This is a genomic window from Klebsiella sp. CB_Kp196 (assembly GCF_040061575.1).
Lineage (GTDB): Bacteria > Pseudomonadota > Gammaproteobacteria > Enterobacterales > Enterobacteriaceae > Klebsiella > Klebsiella michiganensis.
The window spans coordinates 14,656-29,818 of record NZ_JBEAFH010000074.1; the positions used below are offsets into that span (position 1 = coordinate 14,656).

Consider the following 15,163-nt stretch of genomic DNA (forward strand, 5'->3'; position numbering starts at 1 on the left):
GTCCCCGCCGTCTGTGGACAGGTAGCCCGGCTAAGGCGTCAGCCGCGAGCCGGGGATTACCGGCGCTATTTTTTCATTTCCGCCAGCGAGGCTATCCAGTTCATCGCCAGCTGCGGCCACTCGGCGGCGGGCAGGCCCCGGGTCCCGCGAATGCCAAATCCGTGTTTCCCCTCGGCGAACAGATGCAGCTCGGTCGGCACCTGCTGCGCGCGCAGGGCGTTAAACATCACCAGCGCGTTATCCACCGGCACGGAAGGATCGTCCACCGCGTGGAAAATAAAGGTCGGCGGCGTTTGCGGCGTGACGTTCTGCTCCGGTGAATAGCGGTGCTGCCGCTCTGCCGTCGGCGTTTCGCCAATCAATGCCTTGCGCGATCCGGGATGGGCAATCGCCGGATCCATGGAAATAACCGGATAGCCGAGCACCGCGAAGTCCGGCCGCGCGCTCTGCTGGTCAACCGCGTCCACGGCGGCGTAAGCCGGTTCGCTATAGCGTGTCTCCAGGCTTGCCGCCACGTGTCCCCCGGCGGAAAAGCCCATAATGCCGATTTTTTGCGGGTCGATATGCCAATCGGCGGCCCGCGCCCGCAGGGTACGCAGCGCGCGCTGCGCATCGGCCAACGGCGCCTCGCTGCCTTCCGCGTGACCGTCCGCCGGCATCCGATAGGTCATCACAAACAGGGTATAGCCCCGGGCGTTAAATACCGGGGCGAGATCGCTGCCCTCTTTATCCAATACCACTCGCTGGTAAGAGCCGCCCGGCGTCACCAGCAGCGCGATACCGTTGGGCTTCTCTGGCGCGTAAACGGTAATTGTCGGAGCGCGAACGCCGGTGACCGCGCGATCGGGCAGCGAGGGGTCTTTGCTGCGCTCCACCAGCGATTCGCTCGCCGGGCTGTTTTTGGCGCCGGGCGCTTCACCGCCGGGCCAGACGGAAAAGGTGGGAAGAGAGGAAAATGCAGCCTGAGAAGCCAAAAGCAAAGCGATGGCGGCGGCCAGAGGTAAACGCGTCATAAGCATCTCCATTAAGGAAAAGGCTTATTTATCATTCATCAGGAACGGGTAAAGCGAGTTGTCTCACAGAACGCTGTTTCATTAAAATCAAAATGAAACAGCGTTCTGAAGATGTGCCTACTGCAGCTGGTCTTTATTAATACCCAACCGTTTCATGCGCGAAAGCAGCGTCGTGCGCTTTAATCCCAGACGCTGGGCCGCGCCCTTCGGTCCGGCGACCACGCCGTTGCTCTCTTTCAGCACCCGGACAATCAGCTGGTATTCGTCTTCCCCTTCCTCCGGCAGCACTTCCGCCGCCAGCGGCTCCGTCTCGATACTCATTTCCGGTAAGGAGAGCTGCAGCACGCTGCCGCGGGTCAGCAGCACCGCGCGCTCAATGACGTTCTCCAGTTCGCGCACGTTACCCGGCCACTCCATGCGGCTGAGCAGGCGCAGCGTTTCCGCCGGAATGCTATCAATGTTGCGCCCGAGACGGCGGGCAATTTTAAAAGTGAAGGCCTTCACCAGCAGGGGAATATCCTCCGGCCGCTCGCGCAGGGGAGGCAGGTGGATCGGGAAGACGTTCAGCCGATAGTAGAGATCGCTGCGAAACTCGCGATCGGCGACCATTTGCTTAAGATCGCGGTTGGTGGCGGCGATCAGGCGCACGTCGGTGTGAATCAGCTTATTGCTGCCGAGACGCTCGAACTCCTGCTCCTGCAACACGCGCAGCAGTTTCGGCTGTAGTTCAATCGGCATGTCGCCCACTTCATCGAGAAACAGCGAGCTTTTGTCCGCCAGTTCGAAACGGCCGATACGCTGGGCGCTGGCGCCGGTGAAGGCGCCGCGCTCGTGGCCAAACAGGTCGCTTTCCAGCAGCCCGGCGGGCATCGCCGCGCAGTTCATTTTGACCATCCGGCGGCTATTGCGGCCGCTCAGATTATGAATAGCGCGGGCAATCAGCTCCTTACCGGTGCCGGTTTCGCCGAGGATCAGCACCGTGCTGTCGCTCTGCGCCACCATCTCCACCTGCTTGAGCACGTTGTTCATGGCCTCGCTGCGGCCGATGATTTCGCCAAACTCGCTCTCGACGTTGTTAAGCTGTTCGGTCAGGGCGAGGTTCTCATCGACCAGCCGCTCTTTCAGCCGCTGAATCTCGCGGTAGGCGAGGGCGTTGTCGATGGCGATCGAGACGCGCTCGGCGATTTGCCGCAGCAGCTTGAGGTTGGTGGTGGTGAAGACTTTCTCATCGCACTGCGCCAGCTTCAGCACCCCAAGCAGGGTATTGCCGGACATCAACGGCAGCAGGCACAGGGTCTGAATTTTGTTATCCCACATCTCGAAAAGCATTTTTTCGTACGGCGCCAGCGGGTCGTGCTGATGCAGGTTGAGCAGCAGCATCTCTTTGCTTTTGAATACCCGTTCGGTCAGGGTACCGGCTTCGTCCACTTCGCTCTGGTCGTGCACCGGGTGGCTGGCGTCGAGGTAGTGGGTGGAGTAGATATTGAGCTTGCCTTTGCGGTTGCTGCGCAGTACCACGCTGATGGCGTCGATGCGGAAGTAGCGGTGGATCTCTTTGGCCACTTCGCTGACCAGTTCGTCGATATCCAGCCGCGAGAGTACCGCGTTGGTGATCGCCACCAGGATGCGGAAGTTGTCGCGTTCCCGGCACAGCAGGTCGTAATCAACGTTGTTGCTGACCCGGCTTTGGATCTGTTCGGTCACCACGGCAACGATTTGCGTAAAGGTGTGCAGCCGCTGGTACTCTTTTTCGGTCCACGGCCGGTTGTCGTCGCGAATAAATTCGCAGCCGCCGAAAATACGCCCTTCCGCCGCCAGCGGCAGCAGGCAGTAATAGCCAAAGCTGGGGTAGAGTCCGCTTACGGCGAGCTGCGGCCAGGTTTCGGCAAAGGTGGCGCTATCGCAATGCAGCGCATCCGGGCGCGAGAGCAGGCGTCGAACCGGGCCGTTGGCGAGGACGGTTTCATCCTCGTAGCTCACCGGCTGTCCCGCGTCGTCGCAGGCGTGCCGGACCGCGCGATGGTTGCCGGAATGCCACAGAATAATCGCCGCCCGGTCGGCGAGCGCGGACTGCTGCACCAGGCCGGTCAGCGTCTCGCTCAGCGCGGCCAGATCCGGCTGCTGTAATAAAATGCGGGTGATATCAAACAGACCCTGCTGCCCAAGATCGCCCATCGGTGTATACGACATTGCTTAAGTCCAAAAGCGCCGCAAAGCGGCGCAGAAGAAAGTGATGACACAAATAATAGTCTGTTAATAAAGCGGTTGTGACCGCCATTAACCCATCCGTGGGTGCCCGCTGGTTTGGGCTGGATAATCATGCTGGCTTTTCCCGGCTCGCGCTGCGCTTAGCCGGGCTACAGGTGCGCGCAGTGTTGTAGCCCGGATAAGGCGTTAGCCGCAATCCGGGGGCCCGCACCGTTAACAAATTCTCGGCAGCGGCTCGGCGTGAGGAAGATCCAGCGTGCGCTTCACGCCGTACAGACCAACAGAGCGCACGCCCGCGCGCGGCACAACCTCGCCGATTATCGCCGCATCGCGGCCTAATGGATGAGACCGTAAATGCGCAAGTACGCTTTCCGCCGCCTCGCGGGCAACGGCGATCAGCAGCTTGCCCTCGTTGGCGAAATTAAGCGCGTCCAGCCCCAGCAGCTCGCACACGCCTCGCACGGTATCGTTCACCGGCAGCTTATTCTCGTGCAGTTCAATCCCGCAGCCGCTGGCGGCGGCGAATTCATGGGCTACCGCGTTAACGCCGCCGCGGGTGGCATCGCGCAGGGCTTTCACGCCAGCAACGTCGCGCAGCGTCTGAATCAAGGGCGTCAGCACCGCGCAGTCGCTGGACAGCGCGCCGTCAAGCCCCATCTGTTCGCGCAGGTTGAGGATCGTTGCCCCGTGATCGCCAAGCGTGCCGCTGACCAGCAGCACGTCTCCCGCGCTAATCTGCTGCGCCCCCCAGCGAATACCGGTAGGGATAACGCCGATCCCGGCGGTATTGATAAACAGCTTATCCGCCGCCCCGCGCGGCACCACTTTGGTATCGCCGGTGACAATGGCGATGCCGGCCTCCCGCGCGGTCTGCGCCATGCTGTTCACCACCGCTTCGAGGGTGGCCATCTCCAGCCCCTCTTCGAGAATAAACCCGCAGGAGAGATAGCGCGGCAGCGCGCCGCTCACCGCCACATCGTTGGCGGTGCCGCAGACCGCCAGCTTGCCGATATTGCCGCCTGGGAAAAACAGCGGATCGATGACGTAGCTGTCGGTGGAGAAGGCGAGCCTGTCGCCCTGCGCGCTAAGCTGGGCGAGATCGAGACGCGCCTGATCTTCCTGCTCCGCCAGCCAGGGGTTGGCGAAAGCCTGCATAAACAGATCGCCGATCAGCTGCTGCATCGCCTGACCGCCGCTACCGTGGGCTAACTGAACGCTTTTCATGCTTCGATTTCCTGACTGCGATATTGATACCAGGCGGCGCAGGCGCCCTCCGATGAGACCATCAGCGCGCCGAACGCGCTCTGCGGGTTGCAGGTATTGCCGAATAGCGGGCACTGGTGCGGTTTGCAGCGGCCGGTCAGCACCTCGCCGCAGCGGGCGCGCGGGTCGTCGCAGACCCGCTGCGGCGCCGGGCGGAAATGTGCTTCGGCGTCGAAACGCTGATACGCGGCCGTCAGATGCACGCCGGAGTCGTTAATCACCCCCAGACCGCGCCACTCGCTATCGCCGCTAAGGCAAAACACCTCGGCGATGGCCGACTGCGCCAGCGGATTGCCCGCATCGGGCACCACCCGGCGATACTGGTTCTCCACGTCGCTGTGCCGCGCTATTGTCTGCTCAACCAGCATCACCGCGCCTTGCAGTAGATCAAGCGGTTCGAATCCTGCCACCACTAAAGGACGATGATAGTCGCTGGCGATAAATCCGTAGGCGTCGGTGCCAATCACCATGCTGACGTGACCGGGGGCGAGAAACGCGTCGATACCGTTATCCGGCTGGTCGAGCAGGCTGCGCAGGGTCGGCAGCAGGGTGATGTGCTGGCAGAAAAAATAGAAGTTGGCGACGCCGCGCTCGCGGGCCTGGCGCAGGGTCAGGGCGGTGGCGGGCATCGTCGTTTCAAAACCAAGGCCGAAGAACACCACTTCACGCTCGGGGTGCTGCTGCGCCAGCTTCAGGGCGTCCATCGGCGAATAGACGATGCGGACGTCGGCGCCGCGCGATTTAGCCTGCAGCAGCGAGCCGTTTTTTCCCGGCACGCGCATGGCGTCGCCAAAGGTGCAGAAAATCACCCCCGGACGGCTGGCGATATCGATACAGGCGTCGATGCGCCCCATCGGCAGCACGCACACCGGGCAGCCGGGGCCGTGAATAAACTCGATATTTTCCGGCAGCAGCTGGTCGAGACCAAATTTAAAAATGGCGTGGGTATGACCGCCGCACACTTCCATAATGCGCAGCGGACGTTCGGCGGTATGCGGCAGCAGGCGCGCGCGCTGCCGGAGGTGTTCCACCAGCTGCATCACCTGTTCCGGAGCGCGGTATTCATCGACATAGCGCATTTACCGCTCCTCGCCGTACAGCAGCGCGCCGACGTCCGGCTCGACTTCAAACATATTTTGCAGCGCCTCGAGGGTATCGCGGGCTTCGGCTTCGTTAATCACGCTCATGGCGAAACCCACGTGGACCAGCACCCACTGGCCGAGACGCGGCTGGCCGCGATCGTCGAACGCGCCCACCAGGGTCAGGTCGACTTCGCGCTGAATGCCGCACACTTCGACCTTCGCCAGATTGCCGTCAATGGCGCAGATTTGTCCGGGAATGCCTATGCACATTGTTGCGTCTCCAGCCAGCTAAGCCACTGGTCCATGCCTTCGCCGCTGGTGGCGGAAAGCAGAATGATGTCAATATCCGGGTTCACCTCGCGGGCGCAGGCCAGACACTTTTCTACGTCAAAGTTGAGATACGGCAGCAGGTCGACCTTGTTAAGCAGCATCAGGCTGGCGGCGGCGAACATATGCGGATACTTCAGCGGCTTGTCTTCGCCTTCGGTTACCGACAGCACCGCCACTTTATGACGTTCGCCGAGGTCAAAGCTCGCCGGACACACCAGGTTACCGACGTTTTCGATAAACAGGATCCCGTGGTCATCCAGCGGCAGGCGCGGCGCGGCGTCGGCGATCATCTGCGCGTCGAGATGGCAGCCTTTGCCGGTGTTGACCTGAATCGCCGGGGTGCCGGTGGCGCGGATGCGCGCGGCGTCGTTCACCGTTTGCTGATCGCCTTCAATCACCGCGCAGGCGGTTTTCTCTTTCAGCCGCAGCAGGGTTTCCGTCAGCAGGGTGGTTTTGCCGGAGCCGGGGCTGGAGACCAGATTCAGCACCAGCTGGTTTTTAGCGGCGAAGCGCGCGCGGTTGCGGGCGGCGAGACGGTTGTTTTTATCCAGCACGTCGATTTCCACTTCCAGCATCCGCCGCTGGCTCTGGCCGGGCGCATGGGTACCCGCCTCGCCGTGACCGTAGTGCAGGTCGCCAGCCTCCGAGCGGGTGGGGGAAAAGTTATCGGTTTTCACGCCGGTAATGTTCATCATCTGGCGCGGGGCGGGCGCGAAGGGTGCGCTGCGAAACGCCGAATGCGGGTTATGCTCGTCGCCTTCTATATAAAGGTTGCCTTCACCGCAGCCGCAGGTTGTACACATAATCTTATTACTCCACTTCTAGTCGCTGAATCTGTAAGCCGTCATCCGCCACGATTTGCAGCCGGTCGCTCTGACACTGCGGGCAGCGGCGCACGTGCTGTGAGATGAGATGCACGTACTGCTGGCAGGATTCACACCAGCATTCAGCCTGTTGTTCGGCGATATGCAGCTCGCAGCCCTCCGCCAGCGTGCCGCGGCACACCAGCTCAAAGCAGAAGGTCAGCGCGCTGGCCTCCACGCAGGAAAACGCCCCGACCTTCAGCCACACGCCGGTCACCCGACGCGCGCCGGCCTGCAGCGCCTGCTGTTCGATAATTTCCAGCGCCCGCTGGCTAAGAGTGATTTCGTGCATGGTGCCTCCGTATCGCGATGGCCCTTTAATGCAATAACGATGCCAGGTCATAGGTAATGTCACGAAAATGTCGATGACACGCTGCAGACGTCGTCATCGACATGTCTTTCCGCCCCCCGGAATTTTATAAACATGTTTAAAATCAATTAATTAAATTTTGGCATGAAAAGTGCTTAACCGGTGCATCTCATACAACGGGGGATCCGGGATGACTATTTGGGAATTAAGTGAAAAGGCGGACTACATCGCCGATCGTCACCGTCAGCATCAGGAGCAGTGGCACACCTACTGCAACTCCTTGGTACAGGGGATAACCCTGTCGAAAGCGCGTCTGCATCACGCCATGAGCTGCGCGCCGGATAAAGAACTGTGCTTCGTACTGTTTGGCCATTTTCAGGTCTACGTTGCGCTGGCGGAAGGGTTTAACAGCCACACCATCGAGTACTACGTGGAAACTAAAAACGGCGACGACAGACGTCTGATTGCCCAGGCCACGCTGGGCTCAGACGGCACCATTGATGGCCGGATCAGCAACCGCGACCGCGAGCAGGTTCTGGAGCACTATCTGGCGACTATCGCCAGCGTTTACGACCGTCTCTACGAGGCTATCGAACAAGACCAGCCGGTGGATTTAAGCCACCTGACGCTGGCCCGTTAATCGTCAGGTGTCGACAAGTGTCGAAGCTGACACCTGCGCAACCTGTTTTCGTCAAAAATGACTTTCACCTGAGGATGACCCGGTGAACCGTTTTGTAATTGCTGACTCCACCGTCTGTATCGGCTGTCGCACCTGCGAAGCCGCCTGCGCTGAGACTCACCGCCAGCAGGGCCTGCAGGCCATGCCCCGGCTGCATTTAATGCGCAATGAAAAAGAATCCGCGCCGCAGATGTGCCACCACTGTGAAGATGCGCCCTGCGCCGCCGTCTGCCCGGTTAACGCCATTAATCGCGTCGATGGCGCGGTGCAGCTCAATGAGAGCCTGTGCGTAAGCTGCAAGCTGTGCGGCATCGCCTGTCCGTTCGGCGCCATTGAGTTTTCCGGCAGCCGTCCGCTGGATATGCCGGCTAACGCCAATACGCCGCTGGCCCCCGCCGCGCCGCCGGCGCCGGCCCGCGTCAGCTCGCTGCTCGACTGGGTGCCGGGCGTGCGCGCCATCGCCGTCAAATGCGACCTGTGCCACTTCGATGAGCAGGGCCCGGCGTGCGTACGCACCTGCCCGACCAAAGCGCTGCTGCTGGTGGATATCCGCGATATCGCCCAGGCCAGCAAGCGTAAGCGGCAGCTGACTTTTAATACCGATCTCGGCGATCTGTCGCTGTTCCAGGCGCAACAAGGGGACGTGAAATGAGTGTGATTTCCTTAGTGAATCAGGCGGTGGCCTGGTACGCCGCCAGCGCGGTGCTGGCGTTTCTGTTCGCCCTGCGCAAACCGCTGAGCGGGGCGATCGCCGGGATTGGCGGCGCGGTCGCCAGCGCGATGCTGGTGCTGGCGGGCGGAACGGCGCTGCTGATGCCGGAGCGCGTTAGCGGCGGCATGCTGCAGATGCTGCATTTGACCCTGCGCGTGGGCGGCGTCAACGCGCTGTGGCTGCTGGCGATCGGCCTGTCGGCACTGCCGATTTCGCTGTTCAATATCGCCTGGCATCGTCACCCGCAGGTGAAAGCCAACGGCCTGCTGGTGAATCTGCTGCTGGCCGCCGCCGTCTGCGCCGTGGTGGTGACGAACTTCGGCGCGCTGGTGGTGATGGCGGAGATTATGGCCCTTTGCGCCGCGTTTCTTACCGGCTGCGCGCAGTCCGGCAAGCTGTGGTTTGCGCTGGGTCGCCTCGGTACGCTGCTGATGGCGTGGAGCTGCTGGCTGGTCTGGTCGTCCTACGGCACCCTTGAGCTGGCGCAGATTACCCAGATGGCGATGGCGGCGCCGCAGAACGCGCTGCTGTGGCTGCCGGGCCTGGTCGGCTTTGCGCTGCTGGCCGGAGTTATTCCGCTGCACGGCTGGGCGCCGCAGGCTCACGCCGGTGCCAGCGCGCCGGCCGCCGCGCTGTTTTCCACGGTGGTGATGAAGGTCGGTCTCTACGGCATCCTGACGGTCTCGCTGGCCGGCAGCGTACCGCCGCTGTGGTGGGGCGTGATGCTGCTGGTGCTGGGCATGATCACCGCCTTCGTCGGCGGGCTGTACGCCCTGATGGAGCACAATATTCAGCGCCTGCTGGCGTACCACACCCTGGAAAACATCGGCATTATCCTGCTCGGCCTCGGGGCGTTCGTCACCGGCGTGGCGACCCATAACCCGACCCTGATGGTGCTGGGCTTTATTGGCGGCATGTATCACCTGATCAACCATAGCCTGTTTAAAACCACCCTGTTCCTCGGCGCGGGGGCGGTGTGGTTCCGCACCGGCCATCGCGATATCGAAAAGCTCGGCGGGATCGGCAAGAAAATGCCGCTGATTTCGCTCGCGATGCTGGTGGGCCTGATGGCGATGGCCGCGCTGCCGCCGCTGAACGGCTTTGCCGGGGAGTGGGTTATCTATCAGTCCTTCTTTAAGCTGAGCACCGGCGACGCGTTTGTTGGCCGCCTGCTCGGGCCGCTGCTGGCGGTGGGCCTGGCGATTACCGGCGCGCTGGCGGTGATGTGTATGGCGAAAGTCTACGGCGTCACCTTCCTCGGCGCGCCGCGAAGCAAAGAGGCGGAAAACGCCACCTGCGCGCCGGGGCTGATGACCTTTAGCGTGGTACTGGCCGCCGTCTGCTGCGTGATTGGCGGGGTTGCCGCGCCGTGGCTGCTGCCGCTGGTGAGCGGGGCGTTTCCGGTGCAGGCGGAGGTCTCCAGCGCGGTGTCCCAGCCGATGATCGCCATTCTGCTGATTGCCTGCCCGCTCCTGCCGCTGCTGCTGATGATCTTCTTCAAGGGCGATCGCCTGCCGGCGCGCTCCCGCGGCGCGGCCTGGGTCTGCGGCTACGACCATGAAAAATCCATGGTGGTGACCGCCCACGGTTTCGCCATGCCGGTGAAAGAAGCCTTTGCGCCGATTCTGAAACTGCGCCACTGGCTGAACCCGGTGCGCCTGGTGCCCGGCTGGCAGAACGCTTCCGCGCCTGCGCTATTTCGCGGCGTGGCGCTGGTGGAGCTGGCGGTACTGGTGGTGATTGTGATTTCCCGAGGAGCCTGAGAATGAGCGTATTAATTGCATTGTTGCAGGCGCTGGTGCTGTTCGCCGTCGCGCCGCTGTTGTCCGGGGTGACCCGCGTCGCCCGCGCGCGTCTGCATAATCGCCGCGGTCCGGGCGTGCTGCAGGAGTACCGGGACATTCTGAAACTGCTGGGCCGCCAGAGCGTTGGCCCGGATGCCTCCGGCTGGGTCTTCCGCCTGACGCCGTACGTGATGGTCGGCGTGATGCTGACCATCGCCACCGCGCTGCCGGTGGTGACCGTTGATTCGCCGATGGCGGGGCTGGGCGACCTGATTACCCTGATCTACCTGTTCGCTATCGCCCGCTTCTTCTTTGCTATTTCCGGCCTTGATACCGGCAGCCCATTTACCGCTATCGGGGCGAGCCGCGAAGCGATGCTCGGCGTGCTGGTGGAGCCCATCCTGCTGCTCGGCCTGTGGGTCGCGGCGCAGGTCGCGGGGTCCACCCATATCAGCAGTATCACCGACACCATTTATCACTGGCCTGTCGCCCGCACTCTTCCGCTGATTCTGGCGCTGTGCGCCTGCGCCTTCGCCACCTTTATCGAAATGGGCAAGCTGCCGTTCGACCTGGCGGAAGCGGAGCAGGAGCTTCAGGAAGGCCCGCTCTCGGAATACAGCGGCAGCGGCTTCGGCGTGCTGAAGTGGGGCATCAGCCTCAAGCAGCTGGTGGTCCTGCAGATGTTCGTCGGCGTATTTATCCCGTGGGGACAGATGACCAGCTTTAGCGTCGGCGGTCTGCTGCTGGCGCTGGTGGTTGCCGTCGTCAAGCTGGTGCTCGGCGTGCTGGTGATTGCGCTGTTCGAAAACAGCATGGCGCGTCTGCGCTTTTGCGCCACCTCCCGCGTCACCTGGGCCGGGTTTGGTTTTGCCTTTTTAGCCTTCGTCTCCTTGCTGGTGGCGTGATTTAAGAGAGTTTGAGCATGTCTGAAGAAAAAATCGGTCAACACTATCTCGCCGCGCTGCATCAGGCCTTTCCGGGCGTGGTGCTGGATGAAGCCTGGCAGACCAAAGACCAGTTGACGGTCACGGTGAAGGTCAACTATCTGCCGGAAGTGGTCGAGTTCCTGTACTACAAGCAGGGCGGCTGGCTGTCGGTGCTGTTCGGCAACGATGAACGCAAGCTGAACGGCCACTACGCCGTCTACTACGTGCTGTCGATGGAGCAGGGCACGAAGTGCTGGATCACCGTGCGCGTGGAAGTGGACGCCAATAAACCCGAGTATCCGTCGGTGACGCCGCGGGTGCCGGCGGCGGTATGGGGCGAGCGCGAAGTGCGCGACATGTACGGCCTGGTGCCGGTGGGGCTGCCGGACGAGCGCCGGCTGGTGCTGCCGGACGACTGGCCGGATGAACTCTATCCGCTGCGTAAAGACAGCATGGACTACCGCCAGCGTCCGGCGCCGACCACCGACGCCGAAACCTACGAGTTTATCAACGAGCTGGGCAGCAAGAAAAACAACGTGGTGCCGATTGGCCCGCTGCACGTCACCTCCGACGAACCGGGCCACTTCCGCCTGTTCGTTGACGGCGAGAATATTATCGACGCCGACTACCGCCTGTTCTACGTTCATCGCGGGATGGAAAAGCTGGCGGAAACCCGGATGGGCTACAACGAAGTCACCTTCCTGTCGGACCGCGTGTGCGGTATCTGCGGTTTCGCCCACAGCACCGCCTACACCACTTCGGTGGAGAACGCGATGGGCATCGTGGTGCCGGAGCGCGCGCAGATGATCCGCGCCATTCTGCTGGAGGTGGAGCGCCTGCACTCGCACCTGCTGAACCTCGGCCTCGCCTGCCACTTTACCGGCTTCGACTCCGGGTTTATGCAGTTCTTCCGCGTGCGCGAAACCTCGATGAAGATGGCGGAAATTCTTACCGGGGCGCGTAAAACCTACGGTCTGAACCTGATTGGCGGCATTCGTCGCGATCTGCTGAAAGAGGACATGATCCAGACCCGCCAGCTGGCGCAGCAGATGCGCCGCGACGTGCAGGAGCTGGTGGATATGCTGCTCAGCACGCCGAATATGGAGCAGCGTACCGTGGGCATCGGTCGTCTCGACCCGCAAATCGCCCGCGACTTCAGCAACGTTGGCCCGATGGTGCGCGCCAGCGGCCACGCCCGCGATACCCGCGCCGATCACCCGTTTGTCGGCTACGGCCTGCTGCCGATGGAAGTGCACAGCGAACAGGGCTGCGACGTCATCTCGCGCCTGAAGGTGCGCATCAACGAGGTCTACACCGCGCTGAACATGATCGACTTTGGCCTCGATAACCTGCCGGGCGGCCCGCTGATGGTCGAAGGGTTCACCTATATTCCGCACCGCTTCGCGCTGGGCTTCTCGGAAGCGCCGCGCGGAGATGATATCCACTGGAGCATGACCGGCGACAACCAGAAGCTGTACCGCTGGCGCTGCCGGGCGGCGACCTACGCCAACTGGCCGACCCTGCGCTATATGCTGCGCGGCAATACCGTCTCCGACGCGCCGCTGATTATCGGCAGCCTCGACCCGTGCTACTCCTGCACCGACCGCATGACCGTGGTTGACGTGCGCAAGAAGAAAAGCAAAGTGGTGCCGTACAAAGAGCTGGAGCGCTACAGCATCGAGCGTAAGAACTCGCCGCTGAAATAAGGAATCGCCATGTTTACCTTTATTAAAAAAGTCATCAAAACCGGCACCGCGACGCACTCATACCCGCTGGAGCCGATGCCGGTGGATAAAAACTTCCGCGGCAAACCGGAGCATAACCCGCAGCAGTGCATCGGCTGCGCCGCCTGCGTTAACGCCTGTCCGTCGAACGCCCTGACGGTGGAGACCGATCTGGCCACCAACCAGCTGGCGTGGCAGTTCAACCTCGGACGCTGCATTTTCTGCGGACGCTGCGAAGAGGTTTGCCCGACGGCGGCGATTAGGCTCTCTCAGGAGTACGAGCTGGCGGTGTGGAAAAAAGAGGATTTCCTCCAGCAGTCGCGTTTTGCCATCTGCCACTGTCGGGTATGCGCACGGCCGTTCGCCGTACAGAAAGAGATCGACTACGCCATCGCGCTGCTCAAACACAACGGCGACAGCCGCGCCGAGCTGCATCGCGAAAGCTTTGAGACCTGCCCGGAGTGTAAACGCCAGAAGTGCCTGGTGCCGTCCGACCGTATTGAACTGACTCGCCATATGAGAGAGGCCAGCTGATGAGCAACTTATTAGGGCCGCGCGATGAAAACGGCATTCCGGTGCCGATGACGGTGGATGAGTCCATCGCCAGCATGAAGGCATCGCTGCTGAAGAAAATTAAGCGTTCCGCCTACGTCTACCGGGTGGACTGCGGCGGCTGCAACGGCTGCGAGATCGAGATTTTCGCTACCCTGTCGCCGCTGTTCGACGCCGAGCGTTTTGGGATCAAAGTGGTGCCGTCGCCGCGTCACGCCGATATTCTGCTGTTTACCGGAGCGGTAACCCGGGCGATGCGTTCTCCCGCGCTGCGCGCGTGGCAGTCCGCGCCGGACCCGAAAATCTGTATCTCCTACGGCGCCTGCGGCAACAGCGGCGGCATCTTCCACGACCTCTACTGCGTATGGGGCGGCACCGATAAAATCGTGCCGGTGGATGTCTATATTCCCGGCTGCCCGCCGACCCCCGCCGCGACGCTGTACGGCTTCGCGATGGCGCTGGGCCTGCTGGAGCAGAAAATCCACGCCCGCGTGCCAGGCGAACAGGACGAACGGCCGACCGAGCTTCTGCATCCGGATATGGTACAGCCGCTGCGGGTGCGCATCGACCGCGAAGCGCGCCGGCTGGCGGGCTATCGCTACGGTCGCCAGATAGCCGACGACTATATGCGCCTGCTGGGACAGGGCGATAGCCAGGTGGTGCGCTGGCTGGAGGCGGAAAAAGATCCGCGCCTGACCGAGATCGTCACCCATCTGAACCAGGTGGTCGAAGGAGCGCGTATCCGATGAGCGAGACGGTGGTGTTCAGTCAGCTGAGCCGTAAATTTATTGATGAGAACGATGCGACGCCCGACCAGGCGCAGCAGGTGGTCTATTACAGCCTGGCGATTGGCCACCACCTCGGAGTCATCGACTGCCTTGAGGCGGCGTTGAGCTGCCCGTGGCAGGCGTATCTGGCGTGGATTGCGACCCTCGAAGAGGGCAGCACCGCGCGGCGCAAAATGGAAGGCGTGCCGAAGTACGGCGAGATTGTTATCGACAGCAATCATGTGACGATGCTGGCCAACGCTTTTGATAAAGCGCAGGCCCGTCAGACCCCCGAGCAGCAGGCGTGGAGCAAAACGCTGCTCAGCATGCTGCATGATATTCACCAGGAAAGCGCCATCTATCTGATGGTGAGGAGACTCCGTGACTGACGTTTTACTCTGTGTCGGCAATAGTATGATGGGCGACGACGGCGCAGGTCCGCTGCTGGCGGAGATGTGCGCGGCTAACCCCGTCGGCGAATGGGTGGTGATTGACGGCGGCAGCGCGCCGGAGAACGATATCGTCGCCATTCGCGAGCTGCGCCCCGAGCGCCTGCTGATCGTCGATGCCACCGATATGGGCCTGAATCCCGGCGAGATCCGCATCGTCGATCCGGACGATATCGCCGAGATGTTTATGATGACCACCCACAATATGCCGCTCAACTATCTGATCGATCAGCTAAAAGAGGATATCGGCGAGGTGATTTTCTTGGGTATTCAGCCGGATATCGTCGGCTTTTATTACCCGATGACCCAGCCGATTAAGGACGCGGTCGAGGTGGTGTACGCGCGGCTTGATGGCTGGCAGGGGAATGGCGGTTTTGCGGCACTTGAAGCCGCAGAGGAGCCGGCGTTCCCCGGCTAAGCGCAGCGCGAGCCGGAAGTTCGGCCTGGGGGAGCAAGCGTACTTTTTTCCCGGGTCGCGGCGTAAACGCCTTACCCGGGCTA

At 61.9% G+C, this 15,163-nt stretch carries 16 protein-coding genes; 9 read left to right on the forward strand and 7 right to left on the reverse strand.

Features of this window, described 5'->3' with window-relative positions; translation table 11 throughout:
* Positions 1 to 65: 65 nt before the first annotated feature.
* From ABLU87_RS25490 to hypA, 7 genes are all read right to left on the reverse strand, one after another.
* Positions 66 to 1,013 carry an alpha/beta hydrolase gene (locus ABLU87_RS25490; RefSeq protein WP_032750987.1) on the reverse strand — a complete coding sequence of 316 codons (948 nt, stop codon included), beginning with the start codon at positions 1,011 to 1,013 and terminating at the stop codon, positions 66 to 68.
* 117 nt (positions 1,014 to 1,130) lie between these two features.
* The gene (gene flhA, locus ABLU87_RS25495; protein WP_064358914.1) at positions 1,131 to 3,203 is read right to left on the reverse strand and encodes a formate hydrogenlyase transcriptional activator FlhA; all 2,073 of its coding nucleotides are present in this window, start codon (positions 3,201 to 3,203) and stop codon (positions 1,131 to 1,133) included.
* A 231-nt stretch (positions 3,204 to 3,434) separates the two neighbouring features.
* Positions 3,435 to 4,445, reverse strand: coding sequence for a hydrogenase expression/formation protein HypE (gene hypE / locus ABLU87_RS25500; RefSeq protein ID WP_014839322.1), 1,011 nt, complete (start codon positions 4,443 to 4,445; stop codon positions 3,435 to 3,437).
* A complete protein-coding gene (gene hypD / locus ABLU87_RS25505; protein WP_014839321.1) occupies positions 4,442 to 5,563 on the reverse strand; it encodes a hydrogenase formation protein HypD in 1,122 nt (373 codons plus the stop codon). Before hypD ends, hypE begins: the two co-directional genes overlap by 4 nt.
* Positions 5,564 to 5,836 carry a HypC/HybG/HupF family hydrogenase formation chaperone gene (locus ABLU87_RS25510; RefSeq protein WP_088168585.1) on the reverse strand — a complete coding sequence of 91 codons (273 nt, stop codon included), beginning with the start codon at positions 5,834 to 5,836 and terminating at the stop codon, positions 5,564 to 5,566. It lies immediately after the preceding gene.
* Positions 5,827 to 6,699 carry a hydrogenase nickel incorporation protein HypB gene (gene hypB, locus ABLU87_RS25515; RefSeq protein WP_014226534.1) on the reverse strand — a complete coding sequence of 291 codons (873 nt, stop codon included), beginning with the start codon at positions 6,697 to 6,699 and terminating at the stop codon, positions 5,827 to 5,829. The genes ABLU87_RS25510 and hypB overlap by 10 nt, the downstream gene beginning before the upstream one ends.
* 7 nt (positions 6,700 to 6,706) lie before the next feature.
* Positions 6,707 to 7,051, reverse strand: coding sequence for a hydrogenase maturation nickel metallochaperone HypA (hypA, locus tag ABLU87_RS25520; RefSeq protein ID WP_004114752.1), 345 nt, complete (start codon positions 7,049 to 7,051; stop codon positions 6,707 to 6,709).
* Positions 7,052 to 7,259: 208 nt separating this feature from the next.
* Here hypA and hycA point away from each other — a divergent pair, with 208 nt between their 5' ends.
* From hycA to hycI, 9 genes are all read left to right on the forward strand, one after another.
* Positions 7,260 to 7,709 carry a formate hydrogenlyase regulator HycA gene (gene hycA / locus ABLU87_RS25525; protein ID WP_004134329.1) on the forward strand — a complete coding sequence of 150 codons (450 nt, stop codon included), beginning with the start codon at positions 7,260 to 7,262 and terminating at the stop codon, positions 7,707 to 7,709.
* Between the two features lie 82 nt (positions 7,710 to 7,791).
* Complete coding sequence (locus tag ABLU87_RS25530) at positions 7,792 to 8,400, forward strand: 4Fe-4S dicluster domain-containing protein (protein WP_014839318.1); 609 nt, start codon at positions 7,792 to 7,794, stop codon at positions 8,398 to 8,400.
* The gene (gene hycC / locus ABLU87_RS25535) at positions 8,397 to 10,223 is read left to right on the forward strand and encodes a formate hydrogenlyase subunit 3 (RefSeq protein WP_122117197.1); all 1,827 of its coding nucleotides are present in this window, start codon (positions 8,397 to 8,399) and stop codon (positions 10,221 to 10,223) included. The genes ABLU87_RS25530 and hycC overlap by 4 nt, the downstream gene beginning before the upstream one ends.
* Positions 10,224 to 10,225: 2 nt before the next feature.
* A complete protein-coding gene (locus tag ABLU87_RS25540; protein ID WP_004104852.1) occupies positions 10,226 to 11,149 on the forward strand; it encodes a respiratory chain complex I subunit 1 family protein in 924 nt (307 codons plus the stop codon).
* Positions 11,150 to 11,166: 17 nt separating this feature from the next.
* Positions 11,167 to 12,876 (forward strand): formate hydrogenlyase subunit HycE, encoded by a 1,710-nt coding sequence (hycE, locus tag ABLU87_RS25545; protein WP_014839316.1) that lies wholly within the window; start codon positions 11,167 to 11,169, stop codon positions 12,874 to 12,876.
* A gap of 9 nt (positions 12,877 to 12,885) precedes the next feature.
* The gene (locus tag ABLU87_RS25550; RefSeq protein ID WP_025107277.1) at positions 12,886 to 13,428 is read left to right on the forward strand and encodes a formate hydrogenlyase complex iron-sulfur subunit; all 543 of its coding nucleotides are present in this window, start codon (positions 12,886 to 12,888) and stop codon (positions 13,426 to 13,428) included.
* Positions 13,428 to 14,195: an NADH-quinone oxidoreductase subunit B family protein gene (locus ABLU87_RS25555; protein WP_014226531.1), complete on the forward strand. Its 768-nt coding sequence runs from the start codon at positions 13,428 to 13,430 to the stop codon at positions 14,193 to 14,195. The genes ABLU87_RS25550 and ABLU87_RS25555 overlap by 1 nt, the downstream gene beginning before the upstream one ends.
* A complete protein-coding gene (locus ABLU87_RS25560) occupies positions 14,192 to 14,602 on the forward strand; it encodes a formate hydrogenlyase maturation HycH family protein (RefSeq protein ID WP_014226530.1) in 411 nt (136 codons plus the stop codon). Before ABLU87_RS25555 ends, ABLU87_RS25560 begins: the two co-directional genes overlap by 4 nt.
* Positions 14,595 to 15,080 (forward strand): hydrogenase maturation peptidase HycI, encoded by a 486-nt coding sequence (gene hycI / locus ABLU87_RS25565; protein ID WP_032694626.1) that lies wholly within the window; start codon positions 14,595 to 14,597, stop codon positions 15,078 to 15,080. The genes ABLU87_RS25560 and hycI overlap by 8 nt, the downstream gene beginning before the upstream one ends.
* Positions 15,081 to 15,163 lie beyond the last annotated feature (83 nt).

Excerpts from the sequence above, each read along its gene's own strand:
- ABLU87_RS25490 (WP_032750987.1), bottom strand. The coding sequence starts at position 1,013 with ATGACGCGTTTACCTCTGGCCGCCGCCATCGCTTTGCTTTTGGCTTCT.
- flhA (WP_064358914.1), bottom strand. The coding sequence starts at position 3,203 with ATGTCGTATACACCGATGGGCGATCTTGGGCAGCAGGGTCTGTTTGAT.
- hypE (WP_014839322.1), bottom strand. The coding sequence starts at position 4,445 with ATGAAAAGCGTTCAGTTAGCCCACGGTAGCGGCGGTCAGGCGATGCAG.
- hypD (WP_014839321.1), bottom strand. The coding sequence starts at position 5,563 with ATGCGCTATGTCGATGAATACCGCGCTCCGGAACAGGTGATGCAGCTG.
- ABLU87_RS25510 (WP_088168585.1), bottom strand. The coding sequence starts at position 5,836 with ATGTGCATAGGCATTCCCGGACAAATCTGCGCCATTGACGGCAATCTG.
- hypB (WP_014226534.1), bottom strand. The coding sequence starts at position 6,699 with ATGTGTACAACCTGCGGCTGCGGTGAAGGCAACCTTTATATAGAAGGC.
- hypA (WP_004114752.1), bottom strand. The coding sequence starts at position 7,051 with ATGCACGAAATCACTCTTAGCCAGCGGGCGCTGGAAATTATCGAACAG.
- hycA (WP_004134329.1), top strand. The coding sequence starts at position 7,260 with ATGACTATTTGGGAATTAAGTGAAAAGGCGGACTACATCGCCGATCGT.
- hycC (WP_122117197.1), top strand. The coding sequence starts at position 8,397 with ATGAGTGTGATTTCCTTAGTGAATCAGGCGGTGGCCTGGTACGCCGCC.
- ABLU87_RS25540 (WP_004104852.1), top strand. The coding sequence starts at position 10,226 with ATGAGCGTATTAATTGCATTGTTGCAGGCGCTGGTGCTGTTCGCCGTC.
- hycE (WP_014839316.1), top strand. The coding sequence starts at position 11,167 with ATGTCTGAAGAAAAAATCGGTCAACACTATCTCGCCGCGCTGCATCAG.
- ABLU87_RS25550 (WP_025107277.1), top strand. The coding sequence starts at position 12,886 with ATGTTTACCTTTATTAAAAAAGTCATCAAAACCGGCACCGCGACGCAC.
- ABLU87_RS25555 (WP_014226531.1), top strand. The coding sequence starts at position 13,428 with ATGAGCAACTTATTAGGGCCGCGCGATGAAAACGGCATTCCGGTGCCG.
- ABLU87_RS25560 (WP_014226530.1), top strand. The coding sequence starts at position 14,192 with ATGAGCGAGACGGTGGTGTTCAGTCAGCTGAGCCGTAAATTTATTGAT.